The sequence below is a fragment of the Amycolatopsis sp. NPDC041971 genome (genome assembly GCF_055588925.1).
In genome coordinates, this window is record NZ_JBVJCE010000031.1 from 21,160 (window position 1) to 34,262 (window position 13,103).

Annotated in this window: 2 protein-coding genes; one reads left to right on the forward strand and one right to left on the reverse strand. The window is 65.6% G+C overall.

Translation table 11 applies throughout. From position 1 onward, the window contains the following. Window positions 1-51 precede the first annotated feature (51 nt). Window positions 52-3,042: a PQQ-dependent sugar dehydrogenase gene (locus ACZ6DT_RS38925; RefSeq protein ID WP_465604685.1), complete on the reverse strand. Its 2,991-nt coding sequence runs from the start codon at window positions 3,040-3,042 to the stop codon at window positions 52-54. A gap of 440 nt (window positions 3,043-3,482) precedes the next feature. On the opposite strand from ACZ6DT_RS38925, the gene ACZ6DT_RS38930 reads away from it, so the two are divergent. Continuing rightward, entirely contained in the window at window positions 3,483-13,046 is a 9,564-nt protein-coding gene (locus tag ACZ6DT_RS38930; RefSeq protein WP_465604688.1) for an RHS repeat-associated core domain-containing protein, read from the forward strand. Window positions 13,047-13,103 lie beyond the last annotated feature (57 nt).

Here is a 13,103-nt window from a genome sequence, read left to right on the forward strand (position 1 = left end):
GCGAAACGCCGGTGCGGCCTTTGCGGGCCGCACCGGCGTTCTCGAGTTCACTCAGTACCGACGGTCTTCGACCGCTCCTGTCGATCCGTTGTAGGTGATGTAGCCGAACTGGAAGTCGCTGCGCTTACCGGTCGGGGTGTTGTACTCACCACTGGTCGGGAAGCCGAGATACGAGGTCTCCCAGCCGAGGTCCCGCCAGCGAAGGCGGATCACCCCCTTGACCTCCCAGGCGACGTTCGTTCCCGCACGCCAGTAGATCGAGTGCGCGAAGCCGCCCTGGGCGAAGTGGTTGTACTTACCCTTACTGCCCGGCGTCCAGGTCTCGTCGGTGGTCGGGTAACCGATGCCGGTTTGCCAGCCGATCGCCGCGTAGCGGTCGCGGACATATCCGTGCACTTCGAAGGCATCGGTCGATGGTGACCAGTAGATCGAACCGTTCCCGCTGAAGTGGGTGTACCGGCCGACGCCGTCCGGCGTGGCCACCTCGTCGGTGGTCGGATAGCCGAAGAACACCTCCCAGCCCAGCGAACGCCATTTCTGCCAGATCCGGCCCATCACGTAGTGCGCGCCGGTCGCCGCGGTCCAGTAGATCGAAGCGTTGTTGTTGTTGAAGTGATTGACGCGCCCGATGCCGTCCGGCGTGGTCAGCTGGTCGCTGGTCGGGAAACCCAGTGGACCGGCTTCGCCGTTGGTGGCCTGCCACTTCGTGCGGATCTCGCCGTGGATGGCCATGGCCCCGACGCTGGAGTTCCAGTAGATCGACGCGTCACCGGTGAGCGGACCACCCACGAAGTCGTTGTAGCGGCCATTGTTCGCTCTGGCCACGAGTTCGTCGGTCTTCGGCGACCCCAGGTAGGCATGGGCGCCGAGCGTGACGTACTTGGTCAGGATCTCCCCGGCGACGGCTTTGACGCCGTGCTGCTCCGTCCAATACAGACGGCCGGAAGCGTACTGCTGCCAATGGCCGTCACCCTCGATGAGTTCCAGCCCCACCGGAGCGCCCATCAGCGTCCGGATGGGAGCCTCGTCCGCGTAGCGCTTCTGGATCGGGGTCTGGTATTCCGCACGGAGGGTGAGCCCCGCGACGGGCATCTGGACTTGACGGACCGGCTCGATGCTCTGGTTGTCCGGCCACTTGACGAAGTTCGCCGCGTCCAAAGATTTGGGAGGAGCGGAGATCTTGACGGAGGAGTTCACGGTCACCAGCCGGTTGGTGCTCTCGTTCACCCCGATCTGGACCCGCGCCGGACGACTGCCTGCGACGGCCAGCCGAGCCGTCCGGGGGTTGACGGTGTACCGCTGACTCGTGATCACGCCTCGGCTGTTCTCCGCCGTCCCGGTGACCACGACACGGGTGTCGGTTTCGTTCGGGAAGGCGAACAAGAAGGTGGTGCCCGTGCCGGTGCGCAGCGTGGTGTATTCGCAGGCGTTGTTCTGGGGACAGCGCATCCGCTCGGCTCGCCACTTCACGGTCAGCGATCCATCGGTGGGGTCCTCGGCCGAATCAACACCCAGGGAGACCGTTTCGCCGCCGGAAAAGACGGTGTTCGGGTCAGGAGCCGCGAGCGAGAGCACAGGGGTGGCTTCACCGGGAACGAAGGTCTGACTGGTGTTCGTCACCGCACCGTGCGCGTCGCTCACCGTGAGACCGACCGTCACCGCGTCGCCGGTCGAGTACGTGTGTTCCACGACCTGCCCGCTGCCGGTGGTGCCGTCCCCGAAGGTCCATTGGTAGTCGAGGGTGTCCAGGTCCGGGTCACTCGACCCTCCCGCGTCGAGTGAGATCTTCTTCGTGGCCGGCGTCACGGTTCCGGTGAACGCCGCGACGGGAGCCTTGTTCGCCGGCTTGTAGCTCAACCTGCGCAGTTTGGAAGATGCGGAGTCGGCCAGCACGACGTCGCCGTTCGGTGCCGTCAGAACGGAGACCGGATCGCCGATGTCGGAGGCGATCGTGTTGATCGCCTGGGTGACCTTGCCCCCGGCGTCGAACGCGAAGGTCGAAAGCGTGTGACCGCTTTTGTTGGCTACGAAATGAAGTCCCCGATAAGCGTCAGGATACGAAGTCCCAGTGTAGGGAAGTCCGCCGACGAGGGTATCCGTGGCTCCCTGGGTCGCCTCACTGACTGGCGCGGAGTTCGCGACGTTGGCACATTCCGGGAGGTCGCGATAGCCGGGGGCACGCGTGGTGCCTTCCCAGCACGGCCACTTCAAGTTCTGGCCGGGGAAGGCGAGATTCGCTTCGCTGCGGGCCGCCCAGCCGATGTCGGTGACGACGACGCCGCCCCGCGGATCCACCGCGATCCGAGGATCGCGCAGCCCGCTCGTGTAGTTGCGGCTACGCCAGGACGTCGGAGCCCCCGGGTCGTAGAACGGGTTGTCCACCCGCCCTTTGCCGTCCGTGCCGATGCGAAGCACTTTGCCCGTCGGTTGAGCCGGGTCCAGTGCCCGCAGGGCGAACTTGTCCACATTGTCCTTGGTCGCACCGGCCGGAGCCTGAACGGTCGCGTTGTCCCCGACAGCGACCCAGAGGACATCGCCGCCGGGATCCACGACGACGTCCTGTATTCCCTTGCTGTCGGCGTTGACCGGGAACTCCAGGACGGGGGTCTCGTCCGTGAGTCCCGTCGGCGCGCCCACCCCCTCCGCCCGCCATTTGCTGAGGCGGAACACCTGAGTGGATGTACTGGTCGCGAGTGCCCGAGTGGTATAGACCGTTCGGCTGGTAGTGAAGTCCGGTGCCACCGCGATGCCCGTGAGGCCGAGCGAACCGGCGGTGTGCACCGGAAGTGAGGCGATCTGTACCGGCTGGCCGCCTCGCGGTACCAGCTGCACCGATCCCAGGCGGCCGGTGGTCAGCGCGCTTCCGTCCGGGAGATAGGCGGCGTCGGTGAGATCTCCGGCCTGCTGGCCGGTGGGTGTGTCGACCAGGACGAACCCCGTGGGGAGTGCCGGTGCGGCTTGCGCCGGGGGTGCCGTGGTGATCACGGTGCCGAGCAGCACCGTGGCGGCCGCAGAGACGACCAGGGATCTTCGAGTCCGCATTGGACCTTCCTTCTCCGAATACGGAGAGTGCCATGCGCGGAAAGTGCTCACGAACGCACAAAAAATCGCGACAGCGCGACAGAGTTGCCCATTCTGTAACGCGACGCGACCTTCCGCCCCCAGCGCCCTCGTTTCTGGTTATGAGCACGCCGGACGCTAGCGGCTGGTCAGAGCGCCGTCATTCGACCGAAAGCGTGATTCGATCGTCGCTCGTGAATATCTGTGATCTAGCTCATCTTCAGCTAACGGTTATTTAGTACGATCGAACACCTGATCGATGATCGATCGGTCATCCACGCGTGTCCATTCGGCCACGGCCATTTGGCCCAAAATCGGTAAAAGGCCTTGCCGGGCGTCTCGCCGCCCAGCAATATCAACTTGCCGACCTGCTCTGAAGGAGCCGAGGGCTGTCCTGAGTGGGCATCCCAAGGGGGGAAGTCATGAAACGGATCCGTCGTGGACCTGTCCTGCGCGCAAGACTCCGGGTGACGCTCGCGTTGCTGCTGATCGTCGCACTCGTGGCGACGCTGGGGCCGGCGGCTTCGCAGCGGTTTCCGTCATCGGACGAGGCGGGTGCGTCGGCCGTGGCGGACGCCCCGAAGCAGGAGTCGGGATCCGCTGAAGGCGTCGCGGACCGGCCGACGCCCGATAGCGCCGCCACGCCCGCGATCAATCGGGCGACGGCCACTTCGCTTCAGTCGAAGTACCCGCCGATCACCTTTCCCGAACCCGCCTCCGGCAAGCGCGGTAACGCCAAGGTCGTACCGCCGCCTGCCGCTTCGGTGCGTGGTTTTGACGCGCAGGCCAGCAAGGAACTGCCACAGCGGCGCACCACGCACAGCAGCGTTTACGACAACCCCGACGGTACGCAGACCACCGTCTACGGCCAGGATCCGCTGAACTTCCCGCTGCCTGAGGGCGGGCTCGGCCCCGTCGACACCCGGGCCGTCCCCGACCAGGCAGGCGGTTGGCGCAAGGCGGGCGATGAGCTCCAAGTTCAGATGGGACAGACGAGCGGCTCGATGCGAGTGAGCGACGGCGCCGGGCACGAGGCCGCCTTCACTCTCCTGGGTGCGCGGGCGACGGCCGGACGCGCGGAAGGCAACGCGGTTGGGTACCCCGACATTCTGCCGAACGCCGACATGCGGGTCGAGTTCACCGCGGGCGCGGCCAAGGAGTGGTTCGTCCTCAAGAACCCCGACGCTCCTCATGCCTGGGAGTTCGCGCTCGATCTGAAAGGACTCGAGGCGAGGATCGCCGATGGCCAGGTGGTCTTCGTCGACCGGGCGGGTGCGGTCGTCCTGCGCGTACCGGCGGGCTACATGCTCGACTCCAGTCGTCAGGAAAGCGGTGAACCCGCGACCTCCTATGGCGTCACCTACCGGCTCGGAAGCCGTGATGGCAAACAGATCCTCCGGGTGGAACTCGACTCCGCGTGGCTGCGGGACCCGGCCAGGGTCTACCCAGTGCGGGTCGATCCCACCGTGGTCAAGGAGTCGGTCAGCACCGGCAACCTCGTGGTGGAGAACGGCACTCGGTTCACCAACGCCAATGAGTTGCGCATCGGCCGCAGCGGCGGCAAGACCGCTTCGAGCTACCTGCGGTTCGGCGGCATCGGCGGAGATCTGAAGGACAACCGGATCTTCGGTGCGCAGCTGCAGCTGACCAACTTCTGGTCCGGCTCCTGTACGCCCCGTCCGATGTCCGTGCATCCGGTCACCGCGGACTGGGGTTCCTCCGGAACGCCCCCGTTCGGCGGTGCGCTGGGCGGCGGGGTCTTCTCACACGGGTACATGGCCCCCTTGGCGACCAGATCGAACTGCCCCACCGCCCACGAACTGATCGACCTGGGCGTCGGCGGCCGGGACCTCGTCCAGCAGTGGGCGGGCGGTGCTCCGAACCATGGTCTCGCCCTTCAGGCGCCGACGGACCCGGCGGCGTGGAAACGCTTCACCGGTTTCGGCACGGCCAACCCCCCGCGTCTTTACGTGACGCACTCGCCGTACAACGCCGACTACCGCATCGACCGCGCCACACCGGAACCGCCGGTCACCCGCGCGGCCTCGGGCAAGGTCAAGATCACCGTGACGAACCGTGGAGCGCAGGCCTGGTCGCGCAACGACTTCGCGCTGGGTTACCGCGTCTACGACCGGAGTGGTAACTCGCTCGGATCTCAGCTCGCGGCCGAGCTTCCCGGTGACGTGGCGCGCGGCGCTTCCGTCACACTCGACGCGGAGATCAAACCGATCGGGGTGGGCAGCTATCTCCTCGACTTCAGCATGTTCCGCAAGCCCGGTGATTACTTCACCGATCACCAGGTCGCGCCCGCTCGGATCGGCCTCGACGTGTACGACGTGCCGCCGTTCATCAAGCAGCAGTACCCGCCCAACGGCGCCTCCGTCCAGACGCTGACCCCGCAGTTGTGGGCGAGCGGTATCGACGTCGACCCGCCTCCGGGCAGTACCCTGAAGTACCGGTTCGAAGTTTGCGAAAAGGGCGCGGACGACAACCCGGTCAACTGTTTCAGCTCGGCGCACCAGACGAATCCGACCTGGACGGTCCCGGACAAGAAGTTGTTCTGGAACAAGATCTACCTCTGGCGCTCGTTCGCGTTCGACGGCACCAACGAGAGCGAAGCGTTGCCGTTCAGTGCCATCTTGAGCGCCGTCCCGCAGCCGGCGATCACCTCGCATATGGCCATGACCCCGCACAGCGGGACCGACCGTGACTTCGACCCGATGGTCGGCAATTACCACTCCAGTGCGATCGATGTCCAGATGCCGACGGCCGGTCCCGGCTTGAGCGTCATCCGGACCTACAACACCTTGGATCCCCGCCGCGACCACTGGTTCGGCACGGGATGGGCGACGAAGTACGACATGCGGGTGGTCCGGGACTACGTGGGGAACGTCCTGGTCACCTATCCCGACGGCCAGCAGTTGCGGTTCGGGCTGAACCCGGACGGCACCTACGCGCCGCCACAGGGCCGGTTCGCCGCCTTCAAGTCTGAGCCGGACGGCGGCTGGTCGCTGACGGACAAGTCGGCGACCACGTATCGCTTCGACTCCGCGGGCAAGCTGACCGGTTACACCGACGGCGTCGGGCGTGGCGTCAGGATCTACTGGGAGGGTGACGCCCTCACCCGTGCCCTGGATCTGGCCAGCGGGCGGCAACTGGTCTTCCTGATCCAGGACCGCAAGGTCGCCGAGGTGTTCGCGACCGAGGTCAATGGCCAGATCCGGAATTGGAAGTACACCTACGAGGGCAACCGGTTGCGAGCGGTCGAAGACCCCTTGGCGAACATCACCCGGTACGACTACGCCGATCAGTCCAGGTTCCGCACGGTCGTCAATGACACGGCACCGGACGGGTACTGGCGATTGGGCGATCGGAGCGGAGAGACCGCCGTCAGCCAGGTGGCGTTCAACCGGGGCAAGGACAACGGCAAGTACAAGAACGTCGTGCTCGGGACGGCGGGAGCGGTGCCGGGTTCGGCCGACACCGCGGCGACCTTCAACGGGTCGAGCTCGGTGCTGCAACTCCCGGACGGGGCGGTCAAGAAGAGCAGGGATCTCTCGGTCGGGCTGTGGTTCAAGACCAATGGCGCCGGTGTCCTGCTGGGCTACCAGCAGAACGAGATCTCGGGTTCGCTGCAGAACGCCTATACGCCGGCGTTGTATGTCGGGACGACCGGAAAGCTCTACGGGCAGTTCGCTGACGGCACGACCGCGCCGATGAGCACTCCCGGGGTGGTCAACGACAACAAGTGGCACCACGTGGTGCTTTCCGGATCGCTGGCGACACAACGGCTCTATCTCGACGGTGTCCAGGTCGCGACCAAGCAGGGCGTGATCGATCACGGCAACCAGACCAAGACGTACGTGGGCGCTGGCTTCGTCTCCGGTAACTGGCCTGCCAAGCCCGGCAACGACCACGGGTACTTCGCCGGAGCGATCGATGAGGTGGCTGTTTACACCAAACCCTTGGGGGACAACGCGGTCCGCGAGCAGTTCCAGGCTGCTCAGCCGTCCGAAGGGCTCAGCAGGATCACTCTGCCCAGCGGCAAGATCGCCGCGGAGGTGGAATACGACACGGTCAGCGAGCGGGTGAAGAGTTACACCGACCGTAATGGCGGGAACTGGCGGCTCGGCGTGCCGGTGATCACCGGTGAAGAGAACAATCTGATCCGCACCGTTCAGTTCACCGATCCGGGCAACCGCAACCACACCTTCGACTACGACCCGGTTCGGGGCCGGATTCTGCGGACGGTCACCCCACTGGGCCTCGGCGTCCGTCCGGAAGACCAGGCCGGGCAGCCCACCGAGGAAGTCCGCTACGGGATCCGAACCTACGACTACGACGACGAAGGCAATCAGAACACCATCGTCTCCGAGAACCTCAATGAGGTCACACTCGGATTCGACCAGCGGGGGAACGTGGTCAGCAAGCAGACCTGCCTGATGCTTGGCCGCTGCCAGACCGAATACTTCGGCTATCACTTCAGCCCGGACAACCCGCTCGATCCTCGAAACGACAAGGTCGTTTGGAGCAGGGACGGAAGGTCAACGAACGCCGAGGACAACCGGTACCTGACCACGTACCTCTACAACGCCAAGGGCGACCTCACCAGCCAGAAGATGCCCGATGGCGGCGAGGTCGTGCACAGCTACACCACGGGCACCGAGCGGCCGCTCGACGACGTGAACATCCCGGTGCCGGCCGACCTGTTGTTGTCGACGGTGAGTGCGACGGGTGAGAACACGAACTTCCGGTACTACAGCACCGGTGATCTCGGCGAGATCCAGCAAGCGTCCGGAATGCGGACACGATTCGTCTACGACACCGCGGGACGGCGGACCTCTTCCACGATCTATGTGGACGCTTACCCCGACGGCATCACGACCACTTACGAATACGACGCGCTTTCGCGAGTGAAGGCCGAGACAGGGCCCGAGACCACGAACGCCGTCACCGGCGCCAAACATCGTGCCCGGACGGTCACGTCCTATGACAAGGACGGGAACATCGAGCGCGAGGAGGTTTCAGACCTCGTCGGCGGCGACCCGGCCCGCGTCACCACTCGGGAGTACGACGATCGCGGCCGTCTCGTGCACCTCGTCAACCCGGAGGGCAAGGGAACGCGTTACGGCTTCGACGTCTTCGGCAACCGGATGTTCGAAATCGACGCGAGCGGTGTGAAGAAGTCCTACGCGTATACGGCTCGCAACGAAGTCGCCGAGGTGCGCCTGCACGGCTGGCACGGTGGCGTGGTCGACCCGGCCGACGGAGACGGCCGCCCCGGCGACGGGGAAGGGGACACCGATCCGGCGAACTCGAAGCCGACGGTGCTCGAGTCCTTCCGGTACGACGAGTCCGGACGGCAGATCCTGCACGTCGACGCGATGGGCCGTACGACGCGGAACAACTACTACGCCAACGACCTGGTCGCACAGGTGGTGGCGGAGGGTTACCGGGACCCGGTCACCGGCAACGTTCGCGACCTCGTGCTGGAGAACAACAGCTACGACGGCGCCGGGAATTTGACCAAGCAGACCACGGCCGGAAACCGGACCACGACCTACGACTACGACACGGTCAACAGGCTCACCCAGTCGATCGAGGACCCCGGCGGACTCGACCGCAGCACAAGGTTCACCTACGACCGCAGCGGCAATGTGACCCGCACCGAGAAGTCCGGTGATCCCTCGAACACCAGCGGCGGACAGGTGAACACCGCTGAGACCACCGAGTTCGAATACAACGCCTCCGGCCAGCGGACCAAACAGACCGTCCACAATGGCCAGGAACGGCTGATCACCACCTGGAGCTATGACGAACGCGGCATGCCGGTGTCGGTCACCGATCCTCGTGGGAACGAGTCGTCGTCCCAGTACGCGACGACGATGGCGTACGACCAGCTGGCCAGGCCCATCCGGGCCACCGGTCCGCGCGTTCGCGTGGAGTCGAACGGCGGCGCGCCGGCGGACGCGCAGGCGACCATGGTCACCGGGTACGACACCTTCGGTTCGGTCACGCACACGAAGGACCCGCTCGGCCGGGTGACCACGGCGGCGTACGACAAACTCGGGCAGCTGGTGAAGGCGAGCCTGCCGTCGTACACACCGCCTGGCGCCACGGCGCCGATCACGCCGACCAAGGAGGTCCGCTACGACGCCGTGGGGCGCGTGATCAAGCAGATCGACGCCCGGCAGCACGCGACCGAACTTCGGTACGACCAGCTGGGAAGGCTGCTGGAGCGGCACGACCCGCAGGACGGTGGCACGGCCGCCGGTGTCTGGAAGTACTCCTACACGATGACCGGCCTGCCCCTGTCCGTGACTTCGCCGACGGGTGCCCGGGTCGAAGCGACCTACGACGAACTGGGCCGCAAGGCCACGTCGACCGCGGTGGAGCGGTTCCCGACGCCTGCCGCGTACACCACGAAGTATCGACACGACGACGCGGGCAACGTGGTGGCGGTCGAGAATCCGGCCGGCGAGAAGGGCTTGAACACCTACGACAAGCTGAACCAGCTGATCACCGCGGTCGACCCGGCCGGGGTCACCACCAAGCGGGGCTATGACCGGCAGGGCAGGCTGGTCCGGGCGAGCGACGGTGCGGGCGCCACGAAACGGCTCAACTACGACCTCGCCGGACGCGTGATCTCCGAGTTCGACGTCGACGGCCAGTGGACCGGCTCGCAGCCGGTGTTGCGAGAGCGCAAGTTCACCTACGACCCCGCCGGCAACATGCGGACGTCGGAGGACTGGGAGAAACGGGTCACCACGTTCAGCTACGACGCGGCGAACCGGTTGTCGAGCCAGATCGAACCTGTCGCGGACGGAAAGACGATCACGACGTCGTTCGGCTACGACGCGGCCGGAAACCGCACCAGGTTCACCGACGGCCGATCGAACAAGACCCTCTTCACCTACAACAGCCTGAACCTGCCGGAGTCGGTGGTCGAGCCGTCCACCGCCGCGCATCCCGCGGCGGCGGATCGGACCTGGACGCAGTCCTACGACGCCACGGGCAACGCGACCCGGCTGGCCGCGCCCGGAAACGTGAACCGCGACCGGACGTTCGACGCGCTGAACCGGATGCTCACGGAGACCGGCTCGGGCGCCGAGACGCAGACCGCCGACAAGACACGGACCTATGACGCCGACGGTCGTCTGCGGGTGGCGGGGAGTAACGCGTACACCTACAACGACCGTGGTGGTCTGCTGACCGCGACAGGTACATCCGGCGCGTCGTCCTTCGCGTACGACACCGCAGGGCGCGTCATCACCCGAAAGGATGCTGCGGGCACCACTGGTTACGGCTATCTCAAGGGCCGTCTGGACTCGGTGACCGACGGCGCGACCGGGGGCAAGCTGACCTACGGCTACAACGAAGCCGGCAAGGTCAAGACAGTCGACTACGGTGCCGGCCGGGTCCGTACCTACGACTACGACAACCTCGCACGGCCGAAGTCCGATGTCCTGAAGGAATCGAACGGCGCGGTCCTCTCGTCGATCGCCTACACCTACGACCCGAACGACCGGGTCAAGACGAAGACGACCGCGGGATTGGCCGGCTCCGGCCAGAACAGCTACTCGTACGACTTCCAGGGGCGCATGCTCTCCTGGACGGACCCGTCGGGTAAGTCGACCGAGTACGGCTGGGACGACTCGGGCAACCGGGTCAAGGCGGGTGACAAGAACGCGACCTACGACGAGCGGAACCGTGTCCTCGCCGATGGCGACTACACGTACGCCTACTCGCCGCGCGGCTCACTGAGCTCACGGACGTCGTCCGGCTTGGAGGAGAAGTACTCCTTCGACGCCTTTGATCGGCTGACCAAGTTCGGCACGACCGAGTACACCTACGACGACTTCGACCGGCTCGCTACTCGAGGCGGACAGAAGTTCTCGTACGCGGGCATGGAACGAGACACTGTCAGCGACGGTGTCTCACGCTTCGGCCGCGGTCCGGATGGCTCCTTGGTGTCGCTCTCGCAGGGAACCGATTCCCGGCTCACGCTTTCCGACCGGCACGGAGACGTCGTCGGCGCGCTGGCGCCCGCGTCGGGTGGTGTCGTCGACTCGACGGCGTATGACCCGTACGGCAAGCGGATCGCGTCGACCGGTGCCCCGCGGACGGTCGGTTTCCAGGGCGACTGGACGGATCCCGACAACGGGAACGTCAACATGGGGGCGCGGTGGTACCAGCCGGGCTCCGGTACCTTCGCCTCTCGCGACAGCATCGCGCTTCCGTTCTCGCCGTCGATCAGTGCGAACCGGTACTCGTATGTGCTGGGTTCACCGTTGAACTACTTCGACCCGGATGGTCACGGTTGGTTCAGTGACTTGTGGGACAAGGCGGGCACGATCGTGCACACCGCGCTGGACGTGGCGGGCATGATCCCCGGTATCGGCGAGATCGCCGACCTCGCGAACGCCGCGATCTATGCGGCCGAGGGTGACTGGGAGAACGCGGCTTGGTCGGCGGCGGGCGCGATCCCGTTCGGTGGGAACGCCGCGACCGCGGCGAAGTGGGCTCGGAAGGCGGGCGACTTCATCGGTAATGGCCGTCGAGCGGGCCGTCATGCCGACGACGCGGTCGGTGTCGGCCGTCGTTATGGCGATGATGTCGCCGGTGCCGCTCGCCGGGGTGCCGATGATGCCGCGTCGGCTGCTGCTCGGAAGGCTTCGGCGGTGGCGGCTGCTCGTAAGGCGGCGGCTGCGGCTGCTGCTGCGGCGGCTCGGCGGGCTGCGGCGATTTTGGCGAGGAAGAAGGCGGCTGCGGCTGCTGCGCGGGGTGCTGCGGAGCGGACGGCGAAGCGGAATCCGATTCCGACGTTGAAGGCGGCGTTGAAGCCGGTGTTCAAGGGGACGGATCTGGTGTCGTCGTCTCCGTTGATGCCGGCGCGGGTGGTGCAGGCGTTCAAGGCGGATGTGCAGGACGCGGGCCGGGTCTTCGACTTCTTCAAGAAGCAGGTGGTGGGGGACGGGGCTGTCGTCCAGAACGTCGCGGAGACTGTGACGGCGGTGTCGGAGGTTGCTCAGTCGGGTGCTTCTCCTGATGATCTTCTGTCGGCTTTGGGTGGTTTGGCGGGGCGGAACAAGGGGCGGGGTAAGCATCATGACGAGTCGTCTGGTGGTCCGGCCGGGAGTTGTGCGACCAGCAACAGTTTTGATCCGAACACGTTGGTGGTGATGGGTGACGGGTCTCGGAAGCCGATCAAGGATGTGAAGGTCGGGGACAGGGTCCTGGCGAAGGATCCGACGACGGGTCGCACTGCGGTTCGGGTGGTGACGGATGCGCGGTCGCATGCGAGTAAGCGCACCCTGGTGGAGGTCGGTGTCGCGAGTGAGGCCGGTCGTGGGTCTGTGGTGGCGACGGATGAGCATCCGTTCTGGGTGGCCTCGGAGAAACGCTGGTCGAACGCTGTTGATCTGAAGGCCGGGCACCGGCTGGAGACCGGGGATCATCGGGACGCCACGGTCACCGGCACCCGGTCCTGGTCCGAGACGCGACGGGTCTACAACCTGACCGTCGACACCGACCACACGTACTATGTGCTGGCGGGGGCCACTCCGGTCCTCACTCACAACTGCGGCCCGAGTAGCGGGCACACTCGGATGTACGTCGCGGGGCGTCCTGGTGCGGACGCCACTCCGCAGGACCACCTCCCCGCAAGTGCGCTGGTTACCAGGGGAGGAAATCTCCAGGACGGTAATTATCACTACGTGGTAGCGCCGGGTGGTTCAGTGAGAGCGTTTCACGAGAGCGTCTTCGATAACGGTGTGTGGGCAGGGCATACGAGCCTATCAGGAGGTAAGCCCGTGGCGATGGCGGGCACATTTGACGTGACGAACGGATCTATTGTCGAATTCGGCAACTTCTCTGGCCACTACAGGCCGAATGGATCCGGCATGGAATCGGTCGCTCGAGACGCCCTAAACAAGAATGGCTTCAACGTTGATGGAGCGCGCTGGGATCCCTTCGGTTTCGCGTGATCTCTCGCTCGCTGGCTCGCTCGTAGGGTGGAAATAATTTCCTGAGTGTTTTCGTTG

Bases quoted from the DNA above. Each gene is read 5' to 3' on its own strand.
- ACZ6DT_RS38925 (WP_465604685.1), bottom strand. From the start codon at position 3,042: ATGCGGACTCGAAGATCCCTGGTCGTCTCTGCGGCCGCCACGGTGCTG.
- ACZ6DT_RS38930 (WP_465604688.1), top strand. From the start codon at position 3,483: ATGAAACGGATCCGTCGTGGACCTGTCCTGCGCGCAAGACTCCGGGTG.